This is a genomic window from Paenibacillus etheri (assembly GCF_001012825.1).
GTDB lineage: Bacteria > Bacillota > Bacilli > Paenibacillales > Paenibacillaceae > Paenibacillus_AQ > Paenibacillus_AQ etheri.
Window position 1 is genome coordinate 80,290 of the sequence record NZ_LCZJ02000023.1, and the last position, 21,754, is coordinate 102,043.

General features: G+C 38.7%; 27 protein-coding genes. 4 read left to right on the plus strand and 23 right to left on the minus strand.

Translation table 11 applies throughout. The features are described from left to right. Nucleotides 1-4 precede the first annotated feature (4 nt). The 8 genes from UQ64_RS13545 to UQ64_RS13580 form a co-directional block, all read right to left on the minus strand. Nucleotides 5-1,591 carry a response regulator gene (locus tag UQ64_RS13545; RefSeq protein ID WP_060623996.1) on the minus strand — a complete coding sequence of 529 codons (1,587 nt, stop codon included), beginning with the start codon at nt 1,589-1,591 and terminating at the stop codon, nt 5-7. Between the two features lie 167 nt (nt 1,592-1,758). Continuing rightward, on the minus strand, nt 1,759-3,444 hold the full coding sequence (locus UQ64_RS13550; RefSeq protein WP_156417550.1) for an extracellular solute-binding protein: 1,686 nt from the start codon (nt 3,442-3,444) through the stop codon (nt 1,759-1,761). Nucleotides 3,445-3,516: 72 nt separating this feature from the next. Continuing rightward, on the minus strand, nt 3,517-4,413 hold the full coding sequence (locus UQ64_RS13555; RefSeq protein ID WP_042127373.1) for a carbohydrate ABC transporter permease: 897 nt from the start codon (nt 4,411-4,413) through the stop codon (nt 3,517-3,519). A gap of 29 nt (nt 4,414-4,442) precedes the next feature. Then, nucleotides 4,443-5,411 (minus strand): ABC transporter permease, encoded by a 969-nt coding sequence (locus UQ64_RS13560; RefSeq protein ID WP_060623997.1) that lies wholly within the window; start codon nt 5,409-5,411, stop codon nt 4,443-4,445. Nucleotides 5,412-5,671: 260 nt separating this feature from the next. Continuing rightward, nucleotides 5,672-6,892, minus strand: coding sequence for an FAD-dependent oxidoreductase (locus UQ64_RS13565; RefSeq protein WP_060623998.1), 1,221 nt, complete (start codon nt 6,890-6,892; stop codon nt 5,672-5,674). A gap of 182 nt (nt 6,893-7,074) precedes the next feature. Beyond that, nucleotides 7,075-7,623 (minus strand): YeeE/YedE thiosulfate transporter family protein, encoded by a 549-nt coding sequence (locus tag UQ64_RS13570; protein ID WP_209445790.1) that lies wholly within the window; start codon nt 7,621-7,623, stop codon nt 7,075-7,077. A gap of 33 nt (nt 7,624-7,656) precedes the next feature. Next, nucleotides 7,657-7,884 (minus strand): sulfurtransferase TusA family protein, encoded by a 228-nt coding sequence (locus UQ64_RS13575; protein WP_036678256.1) that lies wholly within the window; start codon nt 7,882-7,884, stop codon nt 7,657-7,659. 66 nt (nt 7,885-7,950) lie between these two features. Further along, entirely contained in the window at nt 7,951-8,640 is a 690-nt protein-coding gene (locus UQ64_RS13580; RefSeq protein ID WP_060623999.1) for a YeeE/YedE thiosulfate transporter family protein, read from the minus strand. Between the two features lie 174 nt (nt 8,641-8,814). Here UQ64_RS13580 and UQ64_RS13585 point away from each other — a divergent pair, with 174 nt between their 5' ends. After that, nucleotides 8,815-9,699 carry a LysR family transcriptional regulator gene (locus UQ64_RS13585; RefSeq protein ID WP_060624000.1) on the plus strand — a complete coding sequence of 295 codons (885 nt, stop codon included), beginning with the start codon at nt 8,815-8,817 and terminating at the stop codon, nt 9,697-9,699. Nucleotides 9,700-9,701: 2 nt separating this feature from the next. Here UQ64_RS13585 and UQ64_RS13590 read toward each other — a convergent pair whose 3' ends face one another. From UQ64_RS13590 to UQ64_RS13610, 5 genes are all read right to left on the minus strand, one after another. Next, the gene (locus tag UQ64_RS13590; RefSeq protein ID WP_060624001.1) at nt 9,702-9,917 is read right to left on the minus strand and encodes a sulfurtransferase TusA family protein; all 216 of its coding nucleotides are present in this window, start codon (nt 9,915-9,917) and stop codon (nt 9,702-9,704) included. Nucleotides 9,918-9,950: 33 nt separating this feature from the next. Beyond that, nucleotides 9,951-10,385, minus strand: coding sequence for an NUDIX hydrolase (locus UQ64_RS13595; protein ID WP_245237960.1), 435 nt, complete (start codon nt 10,383-10,385; stop codon nt 9,951-9,953). After that, nucleotides 10,376-11,269 carry a PhzF family phenazine biosynthesis isomerase gene (locus UQ64_RS13600; protein WP_060624002.1) on the minus strand — a complete coding sequence of 298 codons (894 nt, stop codon included), beginning with the start codon at nt 11,267-11,269 and terminating at the stop codon, nt 10,376-10,378. The genes UQ64_RS13595 and UQ64_RS13600 overlap by 10 nt, the downstream gene beginning before the upstream one ends. Before the next feature lie 83 nt (nt 11,270-11,352). Further along, nucleotides 11,353-12,051, minus strand: coding sequence for a DUF5071 domain-containing protein (locus tag UQ64_RS13605; protein WP_060624003.1), 699 nt, complete (start codon nt 12,049-12,051; stop codon nt 11,353-11,355). Between the two features lie 19 nt (nt 12,052-12,070). After that, nucleotides 12,071-13,114 (minus strand): serine hydrolase domain-containing protein, encoded by a 1,044-nt coding sequence (locus UQ64_RS13610; RefSeq protein WP_060624004.1) that lies wholly within the window; start codon nt 13,112-13,114, stop codon nt 12,071-12,073. Nucleotides 13,115-13,240: 126 nt separating this feature from the next. Here UQ64_RS13610 and UQ64_RS13615 point away from each other — a divergent pair, with 126 nt between their 5' ends. Beyond that, nucleotides 13,241-14,122, plus strand: coding sequence for a GNAT family N-acetyltransferase (locus UQ64_RS13615; protein ID WP_060624005.1), 882 nt, complete (start codon nt 13,241-13,243; stop codon nt 14,120-14,122). Between the two features lie 2 nt (nt 14,123-14,124). Here UQ64_RS13615 and UQ64_RS31665 read toward each other — a convergent pair whose 3' ends face one another. The 7 genes from UQ64_RS31665 to UQ64_RS13645 form a co-directional block, all read right to left on the minus strand. Continuing rightward, the gene (locus UQ64_RS31665) at nt 14,125-14,562 is read right to left on the minus strand and encodes an LPXTG cell wall anchor domain-containing protein (protein WP_209445791.1); all 438 of its coding nucleotides are present in this window, start codon (nt 14,560-14,562) and stop codon (nt 14,125-14,127) included. Nucleotides 14,563-14,957: 395 nt separating this feature from the next. Continuing rightward, nucleotides 14,958-15,485, minus strand: coding sequence for a ClbS/DfsB family four-helix bundle protein (locus tag UQ64_RS13625; RefSeq protein ID WP_060624006.1), 528 nt, complete (start codon nt 15,483-15,485; stop codon nt 14,958-14,960). A 20-nt stretch (nt 15,486-15,505) separates the two neighbouring features. After that, the gene (locus UQ64_RS13630) at nt 15,506-15,838 is read right to left on the minus strand and encodes a DUF3024 domain-containing protein (RefSeq protein WP_245237961.1); all 333 of its coding nucleotides are present in this window, start codon (nt 15,836-15,838) and stop codon (nt 15,506-15,508) included. Between the two features lie 28 nt (nt 15,839-15,866). After that, nucleotides 15,867-16,322, minus strand: coding sequence for a S66 peptidase family protein (locus tag UQ64_RS31670; protein WP_245237962.1), 456 nt, complete (start codon nt 16,320-16,322; stop codon nt 15,867-15,869). Nucleotides 16,323-16,369: 47 nt separating this feature from the next. Beyond that, entirely contained in the window at nt 16,370-16,495 is a 126-nt protein-coding gene (locus UQ64_RS32875) for an LD-carboxypeptidase (protein ID WP_209445799.1), read from the minus strand. 138 nt (nt 16,496-16,633) lie between these two features. After that, entirely contained in the window at nt 16,634-17,269 is a 636-nt protein-coding gene (locus tag UQ64_RS13640) for a pyridoxamine 5'-phosphate oxidase family protein (protein ID WP_060624009.1), read from the minus strand. Nucleotides 17,270-17,316: 47 nt separating this feature from the next. Next, complete coding sequence (locus tag UQ64_RS13645; protein WP_060624010.1) at nt 17,317-18,303, minus strand: phosphotransferase enzyme family protein; 987 nt, start codon at nt 18,301-18,303, stop codon at nt 17,317-17,319. A gap of 148 nt (nt 18,304-18,451) precedes the next feature. Between UQ64_RS13645 and UQ64_RS13650 the strand changes: the two genes are divergently transcribed. Beyond that, nucleotides 18,452-18,946, plus strand: coding sequence for a hypothetical protein (locus UQ64_RS13650; RefSeq protein ID WP_060624011.1), 495 nt, complete (start codon nt 18,452-18,454; stop codon nt 18,944-18,946). Nucleotides 18,947-19,043: 97 nt separating this feature from the next. Beyond that, complete coding sequence (locus UQ64_RS13655; protein WP_060624012.1) at nt 19,044-19,286, plus strand: hypothetical protein; 243 nt, start codon at nt 19,044-19,046, stop codon at nt 19,284-19,286. A 140-nt stretch (nt 19,287-19,426) separates the two neighbouring features. Here UQ64_RS13655 and UQ64_RS13660 read toward each other — a convergent pair whose 3' ends face one another. From UQ64_RS13660 to UQ64_RS13670, 3 genes are all read right to left on the minus strand, one after another. Then, nucleotides 19,427-19,900: a GNAT family N-acetyltransferase gene (locus UQ64_RS13660; RefSeq protein ID WP_060624013.1), complete on the minus strand. Its 474-nt coding sequence runs from the start codon at nt 19,898-19,900 to the stop codon at nt 19,427-19,429. Nucleotides 19,901-19,924: 24 nt separating this feature from the next. Beyond that, nucleotides 19,925-20,620 carry an HAD family hydrolase gene (locus UQ64_RS13665; protein WP_060624014.1) on the minus strand — a complete coding sequence of 232 codons (696 nt, stop codon included), beginning with the start codon at nt 20,618-20,620 and terminating at the stop codon, nt 19,925-19,927. A gap of 75 nt (nt 20,621-20,695) precedes the next feature. Beyond that, on the minus strand, nt 20,696-21,745 hold the full coding sequence (locus UQ64_RS13670) for a Gfo/Idh/MocA family protein (RefSeq protein WP_060624015.1): 1,050 nt from the start codon (nt 21,743-21,745) through the stop codon (nt 20,696-20,698). Between the last annotated feature and the right edge of the window lie 9 nt (nt 21,746-21,754).

A 21,754-nucleotide genomic window follows, 5' to 3' on the forward strand; every position in this document is an offset into this window, starting at 1 on the left:
CCCATCACTTGTCGCGCTTACGATACTCCATAGGTGTCATACCATAAGCCTCTTTGAACTGTCTGCTGAAATAAGGGAGATAACGATAGCCTACCTTGCTCGCGATTTCATAGATTTTGCATGTCGGATCTTTCAAAAGCTTGCCTGCTTGATCCATTCGAAGCTGAGTGAGTACTTCACTGAACGTTTTTCCAGTTTCCTCTTTGAATAAATATCCCAAATAGTTAGGAGAGAAAGAGAACTGCTGCGCAATATCTTTAAGCGTAAAGTTATCACTCATTCTGTCCTGCATCATTTGGATAATTTCTCTAATGAGTTTATGGTTCACAGAATCTGATTTACTACGTAGATACTCTGAGATCTCAAAGGTTTTGAGTACAAGCCATGAGCGAATATCACTGATTGAATCGAATTGATGTAGAACATCTAAACTATGTATCTCCATACCTAAAATTTCAAATAAATCCTCACTAACATCCTTCAACTGCTGATCTAGCTTCCAAATGATATACATTGCCAGATTATGAATCGTGAATTTGGATCTTAAACTACTTACAGAGCGGAACAGCTTGTCGATCTCATCATAAATAAGAACTAACTCATACTCTTTCATCGCTTTAAACAGCGTATCCATGCGGGTATCTAACATACGAGCGTCGATCATCCCTGGTTCGCTGCTAACAGTTTCATACATAATAAGATTACCTTTGCCTATGAACATTTTTCCGTCCACGGCTTCCATAGCTTGTCGATAGGATATGTGGACCTGTTCCATCGAAAATGTTGGTTTCCCTATACCCACGGTCATTGTGACCGGAAACTTCACGCGAATCGAAGCGTAAATATCCTCTGTGAACTTTTCCATTTCCTGTTCGTTAATCAATAACGCAATCCGGTAGGACGATACCTTGTAGCAATGGGGCATACCATGCTTCTGACCTATTCTATTCACTTCATAAAGGAAGTCCTTGGCCATTTGATGTTTCGATAGATTATCCTGTCCTTGAAGCCAGTTAAAATAATCAAGCTCCAAAACAGCTACACGAACAGGCCAATTCAGCTTATCCAGACCGTATGACTTCACAAGCGACAACATTCCGGGCTGGCTCCCCCCCTCTCCATCCCATTCCCCTTCAAATAAACGTATCAACAAATCATTTTTGGCCATTGGAATCATATGCTGATAGGCTTCTTCGACGTCACGGCGTTTACGTTCATCGTCTAAATCCTGCCTTACTTTCTGAAGTGCAGCAATGAGTTCATTGTCATCCATTGGTTTTAGGACGTAGCTATACGCCTTCAACGACAGCGCTTGCTTAACATAACTAAAATCCTGGTAACCGCTTACAAATATCACGCGTATATCTTTTTTTTTCTCTATGGCAATTCGAGCCAGCTCTAGACCCGACATATTCGGCATATTTACATCACTAACAATAATATCAATAACATGCTGATCTAAAATATCGCACGCGGTAAACGCGTTATTTGCTGTCTCCACAACTTCCATACCAAGCTCATTCCAAGGAATAAATTGTCTCATACCTTCTAGATCAAGCATCTCATCGTCTACTAATAATACGTTGTACATCAACAAGTCCCCCTTTGAAACGCATTAAATCTATCCCTGTAAATTCTACCATTACTATTTCCCAGTATACCATTCATTTGTCAAACAGCTTTTAAAAAATGAGTCCTAAAAATAGAACGTAAAACGAAGGCTTGCTAGTAAGTAGCAAACCTTCGAATTACAAATTATTATTTTCCTAAAGCCTTCTTGTTTTCTGTCCATACTTTTGTAACATAATCAAGGAACTTCTCATAACCAACCTTCATGGAATCATCATGTGCTTTGTCAAGAATAGCTAATGCTTCTGCATCAGTCTTCGCATACATCGATTTCGCTCTTGCAGTTAACCAGATATCTCTAACACTTTGTCTGATAATTCCTTCTTCACTGTCTGGAGCCGGATCCCAATTTAGGAACTCTGTAAAGTCGCCTTGTGAAGCCCATGTTACTTCCATCTGCCAACGGTTACTAAAGTCAATCTTGTCAGCTGGAAGAGTTTGCAACATCATTTTCTTCGTATTATCCAAGAAAACCGTGTTACCTACCCATACCAAGTCACCAGCCTTGCCACTAATTTCAGACAATGCTTCTGGTTCATTTAGATATTTATCTTTATTAAATTTAGGAGTAAGTCCATCTGCTTCAAAACCATCCCAGTATGCGTCTGGTCCTGGAGGGCCCCAGTTAAGTACCATAGAACCTTCTGCACCTGTCATCCAGTCAAGCATAGCGAATACAGCTTCTGGGTTTTTAGCGTTTTTAGTGATTGTAGCAACGTTCCAACCTAACTGATTGTACGTTCCCGGTGTGATCTTACTTTGATCCAAGCCCGGTTTGTAAATTGGTTTAATAAACATATATCCATCTTCCGGATTTTTCTTCTTCATCTCTTCATCAGCAGTAGCGAGTAACTTCATCGGATCGAATGTCGCAATGACAGCGAACTTGCCATTCATCGCTTTCTCTCTAATCTGGTCTTCCGTTTGGGTATTCGCATCTTGCGTCATTAGCTTCTCACGCATTAATTTAGCACCAAAGACAACAGACTCACGGAACCCTTCATCTTTGTAAATCGAAGCCATTTTGTCGCCATCAGGTACAGCGTATATTCTAGTATACGAAAGGTTATTCTCTTTAAAAGAGGAGAACAACTGATCAATACCATTACCATCTTTCGCTAAGCCAGTCTCGAACGGAATAACATCAGGGAACTTTGCTTTAACTGCATTTAAGTAAGCATACAAATCATCAGTAGTCTCTAACTTAGGAGAACCGAGTTCTTTGTAAATCTTCTTATTAATCGCATACCCGGCATTTCCGTTTGGTTGTGTTGTATAATAATTCGGCAGCTGATAGATTTTTCCATCAGGGGAACGAAGCAATTCCAAATGTCCAGCTGTTAAGGACTTTTTAAAGTTTGGATATTTATCAATGTATTCATCCAAAGGAACTAGCATATCTGCTTGACGAAGACGTTCTACGTCAGCACCTTTCTCGGTCCATACAATATCCGGTAGCTCATTACCAACGATCATCGTTTGCAGCTTCTGAGCATTATTACCTCCAGAGCTAATTCCAGTGACATTGATTTTCAAATTATCTAAAATCCATTTAGAAGCAGCATCTTTGCCCCATTTCGGCATTTGATACCAGCCGTAGTTTCCGTAGAATGATACTTCAAGCGGTTCTTTCCCTAACTCATACAAATCAGCCGCTGGAGCTTCAGTTGCTGTGTTAACCGCTGTCCCTCCTTCGTTTGCTGGTTCAGCAGTTGCAGCTGGAGCGCTTGAATTGTTGCCACTACAACCCGCCACCACAGTCGACAATAGCAAGGTAGACAACGTTCCGAGAAGCATCTTTCTCTTAGTCTTCAATGTATTTTCCCCTTTCAATTTGTAATCTATGTTCAAAGCAATACGCTCTAAACCCCATCTCATTCTAACATCCTACTCTTTCAATGATCCCACTAAGACCCCTTTAACGAAGAACCTTTGTAGGAATGGGTACACACATACAATCGGAATGGTTGCAACCATGATCGTAGCCATCGTTAATGACTTCGACGTTATTTTCTTGGCTGAGTTTATATGAGCAATGGAACTTGCATCTACATTAGACAGCTGTTCTGAAGCAATATTAGAGAACAATATCTGTCTCAAGATGGTCTGAATCGGCATTAACTCCTCTTTCGTAATATAAATACTCGCTACGAACCACTCATTCCAGTGATTGACTGCTGTGAACAAAGATAATGTTGCGATAACAGGTCCAGACAGCGGAAGTACGATGCGGAGAAAAGTTCCCCAGTATCCACAGCCATCAATCTTTGCTGACTCCTCTAAACCTTGCGGAAGACCTTGGAAGAAGGTCCGGAATATGATCATATTCCATACGCTAACAAGTGCAGGAATAATAAACACCCAAAATGAGTTGAAGAGGCCTAAACTTCTGATAAGCATGTATGACGGAATGAGTCCCCCACCGAAATACATTGTAATGATACACATAATCATGTAGTATTTGCGACCCATCAGTTCACGCTTCGACATTCCATAAGCAAATATCGAAGTGGCCAATATCGCAGTTACTGTGCCAATTACCGTTCGTAATGTAGCAATGACGAATCCACCCATTAAACGAGAATCTTCAAATACAATCTTATAATTCTCAAGCGTGAACTCACGGACCCAGAAAGTAATTCCGCCTTTGGAAGTATCCATCCCCTCATTAAAAGAAATCACAAGTGAATTCCAAAATGGATAAAACGCGGAGAATGCCAGTAAGGTCAAGAATACATATATGAATCCAATAAATAATCGGTCTCCTATGTTAGTACGTTTCATAATTCAGTCCTCCTATATTGTGTAATTCATTACCACAAGCTGTTTCCTGCTTTTCTGGCAATGAAATTTGCAAAGGTAAGTAATGTCACACTGATAACGGCCTTGAACAATCCGATAGCAGTCGCATAGGAGTACCTGAAGTTATCTATACCGACACGTACAACATATACATCAACTGAATCTGACACTTCTCGTAGAGCCGGATTGGAAGCAAGAATCAAAATATCTTCAAATCCTGCATTCACCAGATTACCAATTGCCAGAATCATAAAGATAATTACAACTGGCATAATGGAAGGCAACGTAATCAAATATATCTGTTTAAAGCGACTCGCACCATCCATTGAAGCAGCTTCGTATAAGTGCGGGTCAATACCAGCAATGGCAGCTAAGTAGACGATCGATGCAAATCCAATTTCCTTCCATACATTGGTTGTAACTAAAATGCCCCAGAAATATTCAGTCATGGAAAGGAAGTTAATCGGTTCATCAATAAATCTCAATTTCTCAAGCAGCATATTTATACTGCCGTTATCTACGGATAGCATCGATGTAACCATTGAGCCGATAACTACCCAAGACAAGAAGTGAGGCAAGTATGTAACTGTCTGAATAACCCGTTTAAAGAACATCTTACGAACTTCATTCAGCATTAACGCCAAAATAATCGGTGCAGGAAATCCAAAACAGAACTTCAGTAAGCTGATTATGATTGTATTTTTCATCACCACTTCAAATTCAGGAGCATTAAAGAAGTAAATAAAGTGCTTCAATCCAACCCAATCACTGCTAATAAAGCTATTACCTAACTTGTAATCTTGAAAAGCGATAAGAATACCGTACATGGGGATATAGGCAAAAATAAAAACTAAAACTAGTGCTGGCAATACCATAAGCTGGAGATCTATTTGCTTAAAAAAGCGTCTTATCCCGCTGGTCCGATGCTTGCCGAGATTCGGTCTTGATGTCTTGTCTGGTGCGACGCTTGCGTTCGCCATATGTAAGTCCTCCTAAACCTAGATTCTTATAAATACAGCTTCTTTCATGGCCTTCTCTCTTTTATGCAGCCCAGTATCTCCTACTCTCCCTCCGTTGATTTGCAACCTTATGAATTAATCTTAATATCTAAGCGCTTTCAAAGGTATATGACAAAACAACTATTATTGATACTTTGACACTGTCTTGATATGGCTCGTCCGATTTTATAAAAGATTAATAGAAAAATCCACATGCAGACTATCTGCATGTGGATTTTTCATCATTTCGTAAGAGCATTTAATATGTCATCACTTATTTTCTCAGTAATTACTCTTTGAACCTTCCCATCATCTAGATAGACAATAGAAGGTACTGAATCTATTCCTAGCTTGGCAGCAAGTCCGGGTGACTTATATACATCTACTTTTGTGACCCTGACATCCGAATGGGATTGCTCAAATCCCTCAATTAGAGGCAATAACTCCCGGCAGGAAGGATCTGTGGCATTCCATAAATAAACAACGGATGCTTTGCCTTGATTCAGAATTTGATGCTCATAGACTTCACATTCAGAGATATACTTCTCAGCACCATACCCTGCAATGGCACCATCACCAACAGCGGTAGCAACTTGCTTAAGAAACTTATCGCACACATCTCCTGCTGCAAAGACACCAGGTATATTCGTTTCCATTTTCTCATTAATAAGTACATATCCATTTCGATTCAAATCTACTACACCTGATAAGATTTCTGTGTTCGGCGTATATCCAATAAATAAGAAACATGAATCGACCTTTACGTTTTGCAATTCATTAGATTTTAAATTTTTCAGGACTACGGAATTTAAACGTTCTTCGCCTTCGAAAGAACTTACCACCGTGTTCCACATGAATTCCATTTTAGGATTTTCGAGCGCCTGAGTTTTAGCAATTTCATTACAGTCCATTTTACCAAAATCATGCATAACAGAAACGATCACTTTATCTGCGAACTTGGTCAGAAACATCCCTTCTTCAATAGCTGCATCACCACTGCCAACGACCATAACCGTCTTTCCCGTATTCGCTGCAGCGTCACAGGTTGCACAGAAAGAAATCCCCTTATCATATAAGAACATTTCTTCATTAGCAGCACCGGTAATTCTTGGTTTCCCCCCACTGGCTATTATAATGACCTTGCACTCATAACGAACCCGAAAGGTCTCCACTACCTTAAAATCTTCAGCTACCGAAACAGATTTTACATCTGTCATTTTAAAATCCACACCAAATTTCTTAGCTTGTTTATGAAATAATCCCATAAGGTCTGTACCGGTCGTTCCTTCAGGAAAACCAGGATAATTTTCGATTTCATTAGTATAGGTGGCAAGACCACCTACCAGTGATTTTTCCAAGAGAAGAGTCTTTAATTTTGCTCGTCCACAATAGATTCCCGCTGTTAATCCAGCTGCTCCGCCACCGATAATGACGACATCATACTGTTCTGTCTTCTTTTCCATTCTAAATGTCCCTCCTATGTCGACTATGATTTCAACAAGCTAAAACGCCTTCGGCGTCCTTTAAGGACGGTAAGCGTTTGTGCGAGAATTATAAGGATAAAGTATATCGTGAAACTTATACTTTCTTATAATTTAAAATAGGCTGACTCTCGTCAGCACTATAAGCTCAGCCTATTTCACTTTTACATAAAGAATTTGGCTAATAATTTACTGCCTATAAATGCACCAACCAGCAGGAACAATCCAAAAATCCATCCTGAAAGCGATAAAGAGGCTATAGCCGTAAACAATGCACCAATATTACATCCATTAGCCAGTCTAGCTCCGTACCCCATGAGCAACCCGCCAAGTACCGCTGCTGCTACCTGCTTTTTGGACTTAATTTTCTTCAGCTTAAATTCAGAAGCAAACAAAGTCGCCGCTAGTGCACCTAAGATAATCCCTACATTTCGAATCGATCCACCATCATTCAAAAATCCGGAAGATAATGTTTTTTGAGCTTTCTCCGTACTAAAGTAAGCCCAGTTATCTACATTTCCTCCTACCAATCGATACGCCCAAGCTCCCCAGTCCGCGAAGGCGCTGGTTACTCCCCATCCTTTTGAGAAAACAGCCAGATGTGCTGTAGCGAACACAGCGAGAAGTACAGCTCCAGTTACATAAGTAAACGGTTCTTTGAGCAATTGCTTGTAAAAGCGGTTAGACGATATCTTCAACCAGAATTCGTTCACCGTTTCATTCACCGTCCTTTCCTATCAGCGATCCTATTTCACTTTCTCAATAACAACTTCCCACTCACCATCATCAACCTCTTCGATTTCCACATTATGTCCCTGTTTTCTCGCCCATTCTGGAACGTTCTTCATTGCGCAGCTATGATCTATAGCAACGACTAGAACGTCTCCAACATTTAGTTCAGTCATCTTCTTTTCTGTTCTCATTAACGGAACCGGACAAGCTTCTCCCATGCAATCAAGTGTAAATTCAGCCATCTTGAAAACCACCTTTATTTTTTATTTGGATGTATTGTAGTGAAATAATTCACGTAATAACTCAAACTAATCTGCGCTTCCCATCTTTTTCTCTTGCCATTTAACTGCAGCGATGTACAACAGAAGAATAATCAGGAACTGAACAACCAGTGCCCCAAGCCAACCAAATACATCTGGTAAAAATACTGTTGGTGCATCCTTTATAACATTAGCTCTCCACCAACCCATATCATGTGATCCCCAAAGTGAACCAATGACAAAAAATACAAGTGACAGCATCTGCATCGTGAACCCTTCACCTACACGCATTAATGTGCCCGAAGCGCAACCACCTGCAATAACCATGCCAATTCCGAATAACACAGCGCCAATGATCAAAGCCAAACTGATTTGACCCACATTGTCCATCCCAGGAATCGGTTTGCCTTCCAGGAACGCTGGGTATTTAATGGCTGTAAATCCGATCGTAGCGAGAGAAAATGCAATCAGTACAGCTCTCGTTACCGATGTGCTGCCTGTAATACATGGATCTCTAAGTGATGCAGTAAAGCAGAAACGTGATCTTTGCAAAATAACGCCAAACGAAATACCGAAAAGCAGGTAGATAACCATCTTATTGTGAGCTTGGTCTAAGAAAAAACCAAATCCAATAATGAGAACTGTGACCAGCAATGCGATGGGCAACTGACTCTTTTTAGGTTTTCTAGGAGCTCTGGTTCGGGTTGATCTCGTTTCGGGACTTACGGTTTGCCCCATAGTCTAACACCTCCATCGTTTTTATGTAATTGACTATGTGAAAATAGTAACATACTTATTTGTACTGTGGTTATCTGCTTTCTTTATGCTGTATAAGTGTTACTAATGGCACAGATGGAGCGTAATCAAGTATGCTATAGTTTGCACTAACAGCGGGCAACAGGAGGAATAAACATGAATATGGAAACGCTTAAATTTTTTTTAGATATAGCATCGTTAAAAAGTATATCTAAAGCAGCTCAGAAATCTCATATCACTCAATCCGCACTTAGTCAGCAGTTGAAATCTTGGGAGAATACCTTGGGGTCTGAGCTTTTTGTGCGAAGTAATAAAGGGGCTAGCCTAACCGAAGCAGGGATTATTGCGGAAAAATATGCGGGGCAAATCTGCAAATTGTATGATGATATGATCACAGAAATCAATCATTTACAGCCAACTCAACAAGAGCTGTCTATTTATGCGATTCCGGAGGTCTGTAATTATGCTTTACCCTGTACCTTATATGAGGTAAAAAAACATTTTCCCAATTGCCATATCACTTTAAATGAAGGGGCATCGTCCTTCGTAGAAGAACGATTACTTCTTGAAGAAGGTGATGTCGGCTTTATTTCCGGACCCTCTCCGAAATCCGAATTAAGCTCTCATATGGTGTTTTCAGATCAAGTTATGTTGGTAGCAAGCTGTACGACCGTTTGTCCTGATAAAATTACGTTGAATGATCTCCCTAAATATCCTTTAATCTGGTCCTCACAGCTTCATTGTGTGCAAAGGGCTTTAAATGACTTATCGGTGGGGGATCTTAAATTAAATATACTTTTTAATTTGGACTCCCTTGAGGCGGTAAAGCTTGCAGCAATAAGAGGGCATGGTCTCGCCTTTCTCCCTTATATGTCTATAAAAAAAGAGTTGTATAGTAAACAACTCAAGATTATTCCTATTGATCAGTTCCAAGTGAATAACGATGTCTACATGGTAAAAAAACAAAATCAGCGCTGTGACAACGATACGAAACAATTAATTCGCTATATTGAAAAGACATTGATTGATACTTTATGTTGAGCTTAAGCTTCAATCGTAATCTCCCATACTCCATTGATCACTTCTTGAATGGAACATTTCATATTTGAACCACGGCAATAATCAGTGATGGAAACTTTTGCACAGCTATGATCAGTAACTAACATCACTTTTTCACCCTTTTGAATAGCTTTTTGATGTTTTTTTAACATCATTACAGGTACTGGGCAGATTTCTCCCAGACAATCAATTTCAATCATGAAGTTACCTCCATTCCACAGATCATTAAAGTTCTAATAATGACCCAGCATTATTTTCTTCACAAAAGGTGTTAAAGCAAGGTTGTTTAATTGTTTGATTTCTATCCACTGTGACCCCTCAGAGTCTTGTCCGTCCCCTTCGATCTTAAGCTCAAAGTTCATATCTAACAATGAAACATTATATATGATCCCTATATGGTGTAACTCTTCTAACTGGGTATCATTGTAAGGATAAATTAACGTATAGGAAATGGAATCATGAAGCACCCCTTTTAAACTTGTAATTCCGGTCTCTTCCCAAAATTCTCTCTTAAGGGTTTCATACGGTTCCTCACCAAACTCAATAGACCCCCCTGGAAAGTCCCACTTTCCCGTATGAGGACCTCTCGCTTTCTTAATTAGTAAAACTTTATCGTTCTTCACTAAGACTCCATACACTCCAAGCTGAGTATATTTTATCATTTCCATAAATCTACCTCCCCCACAAACACCGCAGTTCCAGAAATAAAGACATCTATTCTATCAGAATCTAATCGATACACTTCTACATTTACTTTCCCATCTCTACCGATTTCTTGTCCTTGTTCTACATCAAATTGAATCGAGTCCATATGCGGATCAATATATTTTAAATAATAGGCCCCCATAACTCCCGATGCTGTACCTGTTACTGGATCCTCAACGGTTCCTGAATAAGGAGATGAGAAATGTCTGGCATGCATTAAAGCGTGCGGATCAAGCGTTTGGAGTGAAAATGGGTGAACCGATGCTTTTGGAAGCTGCGTCAAAATATCTGGAAACAACGAGTTTATCGGTTTCATTTTATTAAAGCTATCTATTCTCTTAATCGGGACTAATAGAGTCCATGCGCCAGTACAGCCATAAACAATAGGCAGATCCTCTTCTATCTCATCAAGGGTTAAACCTATGGCGTGTGCAAGCCTCGCTCTATCGCCGTTAAATTCAATATACTTCGGTTGATCTTGCTTCATTTTTATTAGTAAGTGATTATTGTTGTCCATACTGAATTGGATGGGTAGCACACCCACGTTTGTTTCGATCTTTACCGAGCTAGCCTCTCCAAGAATACCCTTTGTTTTTAAAGCAAATAAAGATGCCATTGTAGCATGTCCACAAAGATTGATCTCATGGCCTGGCGTAAAATACTTAAGCCTTAAATCAGCTACATCTGATGAGACTACAAAAACTGTTTCGTTAAATCCGACCTTGTGAGCGATGGATTGCATTTCACTTTCGCTCAAATGATCAGCTTCTAATACTACTCCCGCGGGATTCCCTTTGTTCGGATAGGGAGAAAACGCATCATAATGAAACACTTTGATGTTGTTCACTGGTAAGTCTCCTTTAAATTAATTTCAGTAAATCTGATAACTTCATGAAGTGAGAAACTCAGCTGTAAAAATCGCAATCTCACTTAAATACTCTTGGGGGTTAGATATCGCATTACATATAAAAAACGGTCTTTATTGTGCTCAAGAAATGATTTAATCAAATTAGGCTGCTTGATGATTATTTCATTGAATTCTTTTTTAAGAGCTTCACAATCAATTTCAGGATGAGTATTATGAAGTTCCTTGAGTTCAAAAGCAATGACATCTTTTTTACACTGGATTATTTCACAGACCACATCTTTTGCGTATATAGCGTGAGTTAATAAGATTCTCAACGCCGAAAGGTCGTTGGCTTTTTCCTGTGAAATCTTAATTAATTCTGCTTGTATCTGTAGGACTTGTACCGTATTCCAATGATTAATTAATACTTCAAATATCCAGTACACCCATTCTTGATCATCACTGTGTTGATTTAGTATATCTTTAACATATGGAATCACCGGATCCCCTATTTCAAGTAAAAAAACACCTATTTGCCCCGCGCCTGGCCAATTCCTATCTTGTATCCATTCAAGTAAACCCGACAATATGCTTTTCACACGTGGATATCCTAAACGCACTACTGTTTCAGCTGCTCCATCCCAATAATCTTTTGAAATGGGCTGCAATAATAAATGAAGATCCTCTTCCTTAATATTTTGCAGCTTATGAATTGCATCTTCCTTTTCCTCTTCGGGTGTGCCCCAGGATAACTTTTCGATTAAACTCGATACATTTTCCATTACATCCACCTTCTCATAATCATTTCGTCATCATTGCAAGCTTCATGGATAGCCTTATAGGTAGTGCAGCATTCCCCATCTGGTTCAAATCCCCCACCATAAATATATCTTTAACCGGATAAAAAAAGGCAAACGACCCTGTTGAACCAGAATGCCCCATTAACTCACCCTTGCCCATAAAAAGCGTAATCAACCCATCCAAAGGAATCCTCATGTAACCACTGCCATAATAGATAGGTCCCATTGACGCTTGAAGTTTATTAGATGCCGTTAGTTTTTCAAATATCACTTTATTAAACAGCTCGCCACCAAAGAAAGCCTTCATAAATATCATTAATTCACGAGCAGTGGTGATACAGCCTCCACTCGCACGGCTACTTCTAATTACTTTGGGTCGATAAATAGATTTATCCTTATAATAGATATTCGGTATAAAATCATTTTCATGTTCAGGGAGATATGTACTCTCGAGTGCTAGTGGTTCAAATATGTATTTCTTATATGCTTCTGCTAATGTTGTATTTGTTGTCTTCTCAATAATTTCACCAAGCATATCAAAGTTAATATCGGCATAGTATGCTTTTCTCTTAGTTCGAGGTGCAAAATGTGGCTTCAGCTTCTTTACCATCACCACTTGCTCACTGAAGGTTGTGTAATAATCCTCCTCAATGGCACGACTCTTAACACTATCTTTTCCTTCCTCAAACACATCCGGTAACCCACTGACCTGAAACAACAAATCAGACAGTGTCAGATCAAATGAATATTCTTTACCACCATACACATGAATACTACTTAACAGCGCTTTATCAAAATACTTTGAAAGCCTATCCTCCAAGGAAAGTTGGCCCTTCTCCAGTAAAGCTATAATACAAGTGGTAGTAAATAGCTTGGTGATACTGGCCATAAGCAAAGGGGAGTCCATATCTTTACCCCCATATCCCTTACTGTAAGAGAAGTCGCCATCAGTATTCTCTACAAATAGGACGCCTTCATGAATTTGTTTAGAACTTGTAGTTTTTTTAAAGATCTTTTCAATGGTTTGTATTCTTTTGGTTGTCATGGGTTATCCATTCCTCCTATTACATTGGCTCTGTAGATTACAATTAAAGTTGTCTTTTCCAGTGAACGGTTTAAGGGACATAGTATAATCGATAGGTAGTGATTAGTATTTTGAAGGGGGATTGAAATGGGCGTTATATTTAGGAATTTCGAGAATTCCGATTATAATAAAGTTTGTGGTTTTTTGATTGATTTATCAAATGATGACCGCACTCATATGAATTGGAATTGGGCAAGGTGGGAATGGATGTTTTTTCATCCTGACTTTGATAGTAACTTAACGGACAAAATTGGTTTGTGGTTTAATGGTGATGATTTAGTAGGTGTTGCGATCTATGACCACTATTTTGGCGAAGCATTTTTTGCAACTAAACCAGGATTTGAGGCGCTAAAAGAAGAAATTTTAGAATATACCCTAACTAATTTCAACAATGAACACGGACTTGGGATCGCAGTGAATGATTTGGATGCTAGAACATTAGACTTATTACACCGTTGGAAATTTGTAAAGAATGATCTGACTGAGAACATCCTTGAAATCACATTGGAGAAGGTTAACCTTGATTCCATAACTCCCAAAGGCATAACAATTAAGAATCTGGATATCCAAAACGACTTATATAAACATCAAAAAGTGCTGTGGGAGGGCTTTAACAACGAAGGACCTGTACCCACCGATGAAACTTCGATGATTAAACAAAAAGTAATGTTGTCGGCACCAAACTTGAATCCTACCTTACATATCGCTGCCCAAAATGAAAACGGGGAATATGTTGCATACTGCGGCTTATCGTTTAGTACAAAAACAGATTACGCGTATGTTGAACCTGTATGTACCATTCCGGAATATCGGTCTAAGGGAATCGCTAAAGCACTGCTTTCAGAATCCTTAAAAAGATGCTACGCCTTGGGAGCAAAAAGAGCATATGTTATCTCCGATGATCCTTTTTATAAGTCTTTAGGCTTTCAGCAGCATTCACATTATACTTTTTATTGGCATAACGGATAGCTCTACAGCACTGATTTCTTTCGTTTCATTATCCATATTATTAATAACACAATAACTAAAGACCCTAGTATAGAAATCCAGGTTGTTTTACTTTCCAATTGACCATTGGCATATCGACCTTTATTAATGGCTTTGACAAATTCAGCTTCGTTGGTCTTAATGGCAATGATTTCTTTTGGATCGATATTCTTAATCGAATAATATGGCGTGCCCTTAGGGTAAGTATTTGAAAAGTTGCCGTTATACGTACCTTCGTGATCAGAATATCGTGTTACTTGCCCTATCTTCTTGTCGATTTTATCCGAAGGTACGAGTTCGTCGGGTGATATTTCATAAATATCACCCGAGTACACAACAAAAGAATAGGCCCAGTCCGCATACACAGAACCTATAGGTATTAATGTAATTAAGGTTAGAATTATTATAAATATTTTTTTCATCTTAACCTCCCTTATCTACAGGATTCAATTGCTTTATACAGTTCATTAAACCCTCCGCCTTTATTTAATCCCTCAATAAGTTCCGCTAAACCTATTTTTCCTATGATCCCAAGCCATCTAGTAACTTCTGAATGGGCGATCTCATAATTTTCTTTTACTTGTGAGGGATCATAGAAAGCATCTTTATCAAACCATACAGGAACCTTATCTTTACTCTTTAATCTATGCCTGAGGCGATTGAATATAGAATGGTTGGACTAGCGCGTCTAGTATACATTCTCTTCCACTAATCCCATCTCCTCCACATAAAGCCAATCTAAATCCCTTCTATTTATATGAAAAAAGCCTCTGCTTCAGAGATTTCTTCTCTTAGACAATGGCTTGATCTGCGGTTATTATGTTGAGCTAATTCGATTGAGTTTTTTCCATTTACGAATTTTCGAACGAAAAGTCTTGAACGGTGCAACTGAATTGATATGAATCCATTTGACCATAGGCCATCTCGGATTATTCCCTGTCCATTTCCGGACGCCTTGCGTAAAGAGTTCTTCATCACTTAAAGAATCAATCCAGTCCTGCCATTGCTGTTCTGTTTCTTTTAATAAAGATCTTAATTCGTCTAATGAGTAAGCAGCATACGTATGATAATACGATTGATATAAGCCGCCAAGTTGATTCCATTTATAGTCCGGTGAAGGTGTAATGACAGTACCCCCTGCTTTTTCATCCCTATCCCATTTCATCACAAGGTTCAACCAACCCAATTGATAGGCAAGGTTTTCTGCTGGAGTACGATCGACCCCTTCCAAACGAATATCTTTTTGAGACTCATCAATATAATCAAATTCATGATCTAGAGACAGATATGCGATATGAATCGCATTTTTCAGTTCTTCTTTAGATAGATAGTCGTGTGTTGACATCATACCCCTCCTTAATGTGCTTAACCCCAGAACATTCCTCTACTATCGTTATCAACAATTTCCAGTTGTTTTTCAAAATCATCTTGGGGGGCAAAATCATCGACAAAATGCCACTTTTTCTTGCTATCTCTCCAATAGATCTTCCATTTATTTTCTTCAAATCGAAATTGTGCGATGGGTAACTCTACCCATACTTCACTGTTATATGCAGGTCTTTCTTCATTTAAAGTAACGCTATCCCCTCTGAACTTATAGTTAAGCCTTATTTGGTTTCTAATGTGCTTTGGTATCTTTGCTTCAATGTATTCTGACAATATTTTTTCAATTCGTTTTTTAGTAAATAAATCCAACATTATCGACACCTCATTAGTAAATTTACTCTTACAAAGTAATATTCTCACCAATAATAATACACTTACTGTTACTACCATGCCCGATTTCGCTTGTCTTCACGATAGGAATTCGGCTGATTTCCTTCACATAAGCTTCGACGATTGAAAATTCATTATAACTTTCAAGCTCAGTAAACGATCCAAGAATCAGTCCAGCGCATTTATCAAAATACTTAACTTGCTGTAGCTGAGCAAATAAGGAGACGATTTTGTTCGCTCTACCACTTAAACTCTCTAAGAATAGAATCTTGTTCGAAGGGTCTGGAAAATAACTTGTTCCTGCTAACTTCATAAAACATCGAATATTCCCGCCAATTACAATCCCGCTCATCTGGTTCCCACGGATCCAAAGATATTCGAAATCATAAAGATCGTTATGACCTTCAAAAAATGTTCGATAAAAAGCAGCTTGCTGCTCCGCCCCATCAGAAGAAACGAGATTCATTATCTGATAATGATAGGATTTCGAATTACTTTTCGTATATAAAGCGTTCAAAATAACCGACAGTCACTCATTCCGAAAAAAGGCTTCGGATGCAGACGAATATTATCGTAGTCGATATATTCCAAGATCTGATTCGCGGAATCCCCACCTGAAATATCAAAAATCGAACGAATTTCATTTCATAATTCTAATTAGTTCTTCTACTTTAGATAGGTTCTCCACTCTCACACCATCAGAACAAGCGATAAGTCCAACTTTATTTCCAACAGTGAGCTTTTGAGCTATACTCATCTCTATTATTCCTCTCATTTCTAATATAAGCGGTTCTCATAGCTATCCTTTAAAGACTTGGATACATCATCTTGAGAAAGCCCAAGTTTCTTCGCATGTTCTGCTATGATTACCGAGGGTTTAGGCAGCATTTCTTTTAACGGCCAATACGTATCATCCCATAGATGTGATCTCTTAAAAGCTTTAGCACAATGCATATAACACTCTTCAACCTCAACGGCAATGCCCAATTTTGGTAGTTTACCTTGAGCCTCCATATGAACCATTATTTCTTGATCTTTGATAATTCTTGCATGTCCATTTATTCTCAAGGTTTCTTCAAGTCCGGGAATAATGAATATCAGACCCACTTTTGAATTTAACAGGATATTACGCAAAGAATCAAACCGTCGATTTCCTGGTCGTTCAGGAATTACTAAATGTTTGTCGTCTAACACATATACAAAACCTGCAGCATCCCCACGCGGAGATACATCACAATTGCCAGATGAATCACTTGTTGCTATAAAGAGTAACGGTGACTTGGATATATAATCTCGGCAATGGTGATCGATGAGGGTTATACTCTTGTTGTTTACCAATTCACTGGGATACCCATACATTGACCTTAATTCTTCTTCAGAGTCTATAACTTCTTTGAAAATTTTATGGTTCATATTTCTCCCTCCTACTTCCGCAGTTTAACAAAAAATCGCTACGATGATCATTTGATCAACTTTAAATTTCTGAAATAATCCATTTTACTATCGATAAATCCATTGTCAAAGTCAGCTGCACCAATAAGTTCACCTTCACTGAAACATAAAGCAAACAGCCAAAGCTGTCTAAGCGCAACAAACATAGGAACAGCACTAATATCATTGTCACTGAGATTTCTTAAACTCTTGTATCCATTTAAAAATGCTGCCCATAACTGTTCAACTTCATCTTTATTATGGCCGCTATGAATCTCTCTTGCCAATCTAAACTCTGCGATATCATAGGCTCTCCATCCGTAGCCACAAATATCGAAATCATAATGTGTTAGTTTCCCCTCGTCCGTAAAGGCCACATTCGTATTTCCATGCAAATCGCCATGGCAGATGCCCCAGTCGAGCCCCGCTTCCAGATGTACTTCAATCTGCGCTTTTAATTGCATTACAAGTTCATACAAGAATTGATAATCCTCTTGTCGATGGTCCATATGCAGTTTAATCGTATGAAGCGGTTTTTCAATTAAATGTTCAAAATCAAGCATACCTCTCACATATTCACTCTTAAAGTTATCCGTAGCTTTGTGGATTTGTGCAACTGACTGACCAAATAAGTAGCTGTCTTCTACCGCATGAATAGGCTTTTCATTTCCTTCAGCAAAACTAAACATAACGCCATACCTCACACCCTCAGGCACCAAAAATTCATTAATCATGATTCCATCTTTTCGAGGAATAGGAATGGAGACGTTTATACCTTTTTCGTTCAAATCGTTCAATAGTTCTAATTCAAAATCAATGTCCGATCTACTCCGTCTATCCGCACGATAAACACGAAAGATGTATTTTTCTAATGCTGTTTCTAAGATATATGTATCGTTCATCCCTCTAAGAAAATACTGTAGTTTAACTGGTTCATGAATCTCATAATGATCTTTAATATGTAATAATAATGCGTCTGTTGCCAAGAGTGAGTATGTAATAGAAAAAAAACTCAAGTGTATCCCATCCCTTTATGTTTATTGATAGTAATATTTACACCATACCATATTTAGGGAATCGAATCATTTTCTTCTTGAATCTGCGAAACCAATGTATGGTTATATAAGTATAATAATACAAAATCAATTACATGGGGGTGTTCGAATGCGTAAATCACCGTTTATATTGAGTATGATTTTATTATCCCTAACGTTAATTATGGGCTGTAGTTCAGAAGTGGATGATGCCACTAAAGCCGCTGAGAAGTACAAAATTGTTGAATATACCATCAAGGTTTCTGATGATTTATTTTCTGAGGAATCCATTCTAGCGCGAAATGAAGAAATGAAACCGTACTTTACAGAATATTATACCGAAAAAGCTATGGGGAGCCGAATCACAACTATCCCTTATCAAATCGCAAATAAACAAAAGCTTTCTTTAAAACCAGATAACCTAAAATTCACCCTTTCCGAACAAAAGAAAGATATTGTTGAGTTAAAATACACTTGTGATCTTGTTTTGTTGGATAAGGATGACAAAGAAAGTAAACGTGTCCCTTTGGAGGGAATACTGACTATGTTTGATGTGGATGGTCAATGGTTAGTGCAAGGAGATCGTTTTGACTCGGAGGCTTTAATGAAATTGATTTATGACTAAATACCCTTCATATACCATATTATTACTGGAATATATTGTCTATCAATAGCAATATTAATTTCCAGTACATTGTAATATGATAAGGAGCTAATGAGTCATGAAGCGAACTGCATGGATCATAGTAACATTACTTTTATTATTAGGGAGTATTCCAATTACTGCGTCAGCAAAAGCTGAAACTGCAAAATCATGGAAGACACTTTACTCTGAGTATATCAAGAAAACGTTAATAGATGCTACTAGAGACAGGTCTTACGACGATAACTTCAATTATTTCACTTTAGTAGATTTGAACTTTGATGGTACTCCTGAACTTATACAGGGATACAGACTTGTTTAATAATGAAGTTAACAAATTCGTTCCAAATGGAATCGCTAATTTTATAAATCGTTATTCTTCATCTAAATAAAGCTTGTTGATTGATCCTCCTTCATTAGATAAAAAAGCAGACTGCTCACCATAGCAATCTGCTTTTTTGATTAAATTAGTTTTTTACTCATCCGATAATTAACTAACTGAACCCCTTTTCGTTCTACACTTTGTTCCGAAATAAGCTGGTATCCCTGTCGTTCAAAAAATGGCCTAGCTGTAATACTTGCTTCGGTATCCATTTCATGAAGAACAAGCTCCCTCGCTTTCTTTTCAAGCTTGTTCACGAGAGCAGAGGCTACGCCTTGGCCTTGGAAATCTTTGTGGACAAATAGACGATCCAAATGTCCTTCCAACGTCATATCTGAAAAGCCAACGATGTAACCATTAATTTCGGCTACATAAGTAATATTTTGACGCAAAGAAGTTCTCCAAGTATTTAGTTTGAGGGCCTTATCCTCTTTAGGTGCCCAAGCGTCAAGCTGTTCCTGTGAATAATGTTGTTTGTTTACGGAATGAACCGTCTCATAGAACAATGAGATCAGCTGACTAATATCCGATTCTTGGTAAGCTCTAATATCCATTTTGAGTTCTCCTTGCTGGCATTGCTACAATCCCACAACATCTACAAGTTCCGAAAGAGAACTAATGATATAGTTAGGTTTGAGATGATTAGGGACCTCTATATTTTGGCGATTATAGTAGCAGAAGTCAATTTCAGAATTCACAGCACCATGGTAATCATCCTGTAAAGAATCCCCAACAAACAGAACCTCGTGATTACTTAGCTGTAGATCTTTTAGGGCCATTTCAAAAATCTCTTTATTAGGTTTTCTGATTCCTACTTCATCGGAGATCATTATGGATCTGAACATTTCATAGATCTTACCGGCTTGCAGTCTTTTTCTTTGCGCTTCACTGATCCCGTTGGTGATGATCCCCATATCATATTTATCTTTAAAAGAGGATAAGATCTGTTCTGCTCCTTCTTCAAAATAACAAGAGTTGCAAAAATAATCCCAATAAGTGTCTGACAACTTGCTATGAAATAGCTCCTCCAGATTAAGCGTGTCTCTAAACGAATATCTCAATACCTCTCCTATGGTCTTCACCTCTCCTCCGCTAACAAAGTTCATCCAATGGCGAAAATTGTGACCTGAAAACTCTCCATAAAATAAAGACCAAGCATCAATATCTTCTACAAAAAGTTTGTGATCGTTACAGGTTCTTTTCATAGCTTCAATTTCACAAGCACTATAATTAATTAATGTATTATCCAAATCAAATATAATGGCTTTGTACATAATATCCTCCCCGAATAATGTTCTTATCTATCATAACATGAACATTATCGTTTGGATAAAATCAACAACTACTTTTCACAGCTCTGAAGCACTCATGAACTCGATAAGATCAATTTTCCGGCCTGTTTTAGCACTTTCCAGCGCTCCGAATACCATTGCCATACTATACCGATTATCTCTACAATTCGTCTCTGCAGAACGCTCTTCCGCTAGTGACAGGAACATTTCCTCCAGACAACCTTGATGGAAGGTTTTATTCATCTCAATAGCCTCTCCATTTATACGCTTCACGTCACGAATAAATTTATCGCTCTGATCTCCTGCTACGACCACCTCTGCATATGGCAAGTCATGACCATCCCAAATCGCAGTTCCTTTTTCCCCATTCATCCGCCAAGCTGCTTCCCATGAGGTAGAGGCGCCTTCTGCACACCAAGAACCCTGATAAGTAAATACAGACCCGTCCGACATCTCAAAGATACACACTGCCGACGCATTCCCCTTATACCATGAACCGGGAGGATTAAACTCCTGACAGTAAACGGATATCGGATTGGCTCCACTTATAAATCGTGCCTGATCAAAGGTATGAATCGCCATATCCAGCAGCAAAGGACTTTCCATGACATCGCGGAACCCTCCGAAATGTGCACCAAGGAAAAAGCTTGCGCTGATATATCCTACTCTCCCAATGGTATCAGACTCGATTAAGTTGCGTAAAGAACGGATTCGAGGGTCATAACGGCGATTCTGCATCACAGCATGGGCATTTCCGGTTTTTTCTGAGATCTCAACAATCTTAGTGCACTCTTCCATAGTCTCGGCCAGTGGTTTCTCACTAAACACATTACATCCGAGTTCTAATGCAGTGCTGGAAATGCTGTAATGGCTTCCCGGAACTGTAACGTCAAACACAAGATTAGCTCCAGTCGCCTGAATCGCTTCTTTAATGTCAGTAAACGTTAGACAGGAAATCTCATGCTTTGCAGACATCGCTTGTGCTGACTCCAATCGTATATCTACTAGAGCAACAATTTGAGTATCTGAACGTGATAAAGCGTATTCAATCCAGGCGTTAGCCATTCCTCCGCAACCTGCAACCGCTACACGGTACTGGGCTGTCATAATTCTCCC

Coding starts and splice junctions, on each gene's coding strand:
- UQ64_RS13595 (WP_245237960.1), bottom strand. CDS start 10,385: ATGGAAATGATAAAATATACTCAGCTTGGAGTGTATGGAGTCTTAGTG.
- UQ64_RS13625 (WP_060624006.1), bottom strand. CDS start 15,485: ATGTCAACACACGACTATCTATCTAAAGAAGAACTGAAAAATGCGATT.
- UQ64_RS13610 (WP_060624004.1), bottom strand. CDS start 13,114: ATGACAACCAAAAGAATACAAACCATTGAAAAGATCTTTAAAAAAACT.
- UQ64_RS13615 (WP_060624005.1), top strand. CDS start 13,241: ATGGGCGTTATATTTAGGAATTTCGAGAATTCCGATTATAATAAAGTT.
- UQ64_RS13655 (WP_060624012.1), top strand. CDS start 19,044: ATGAAGCGAACTGCATGGATCATAGTAACATTACTTTTATTATTAGGG.
- UQ64_RS13660 (WP_060624013.1), bottom strand. CDS start 19,900: ATGGATATTAGAGCTTACCAAGAATCGGATATTAGTCAGCTGATCTCA.
- UQ64_RS13580 (WP_060623999.1), bottom strand. CDS start 8,640: ATGGGGCAAACCGTAAGTCCCGAAACGAGATCAACCCGAACCAGAGCT.
- UQ64_RS13665 (WP_060624014.1), bottom strand. CDS start 20,620: ATGTACAAAGCCATTATATTTGATTTGGATAATACATTAATTAATTAT.
- UQ64_RS13650 (WP_060624011.1), top strand. CDS start 18,452: ATGCGTAAATCACCGTTTATATTGAGTATGATTTTATTATCCCTAACG.
- UQ64_RS13555 (WP_042127373.1), bottom strand. CDS start 4,413: ATGAAACGTACTAACATAGGAGACCGATTATTTATTGGATTCATATAT.
- UQ64_RS13590 (WP_060624001.1), bottom strand. CDS start 9,917: ATGATTGAAATTGATTGTCTGGGAGAAATCTGCCCAGTACCTGTAATG.
- UQ64_RS13605 (WP_060624003.1), bottom strand. CDS start 12,051: ATGGAAAATGTATCGAGTTTAATCGAAAAGTTATCCTGGGGCACACCC.
- UQ64_RS13565 (WP_060623998.1), bottom strand. CDS start 6,892: ATGGAAAAGAAGACAGAACAGTATGATGTCGTCATTATCGGTGGCGGA.
- UQ64_RS13670 (WP_060624015.1), bottom strand. CDS start 21,745: ATGACAGCCCAGTACCGTGTAGCGGTTGCAGGTTGCGGAGGAATGGCT.
- UQ64_RS31665 (WP_209445791.1), bottom strand. CDS start 14,562: ATGAAAAAAATATTTATAATAATTCTAACCTTAATTACATTAATACCT.
- UQ64_RS13545 (WP_060623996.1), bottom strand. CDS start 1,591: ATGTACAACGTATTATTAGTAGACGATGAGATGCTTGATCTAGAAGGT.
- UQ64_RS31670 (WP_245237962.1), bottom strand. CDS start 16,322: ATGAATCTCGTTTCTTCTGATGGGGCGGAGCAGCAAGCTGCTTTTTAT.
- UQ64_RS13575 (WP_036678256.1), bottom strand. CDS start 7,884: ATGGCTGAATTTACACTTGATTGCATGGGAGAAGCTTGTCCGGTTCCG.
- UQ64_RS13640 (WP_060624009.1), bottom strand. CDS start 17,269: ATGAACCATAAAATTTTCAAAGAAGTTATAGACTCTGAAGAAGAATTA.
- UQ64_RS13585 (WP_060624000.1), top strand. CDS start 8,815: ATGAATATGGAAACGCTTAAATTTTTTTTAGATATAGCATCGTTAAAA.
- UQ64_RS13560 (WP_060623997.1), bottom strand. CDS start 5,411: ATGGCGAACGCAAGCGTCGCACCAGACAAGACATCAAGACCGAATCTC.
- UQ64_RS13630 (WP_245237961.1), bottom strand. CDS start 15,838: ATGTTGGATTTATTTACTAAAAAACGAATTGAAAAAATATTGTCAGAA.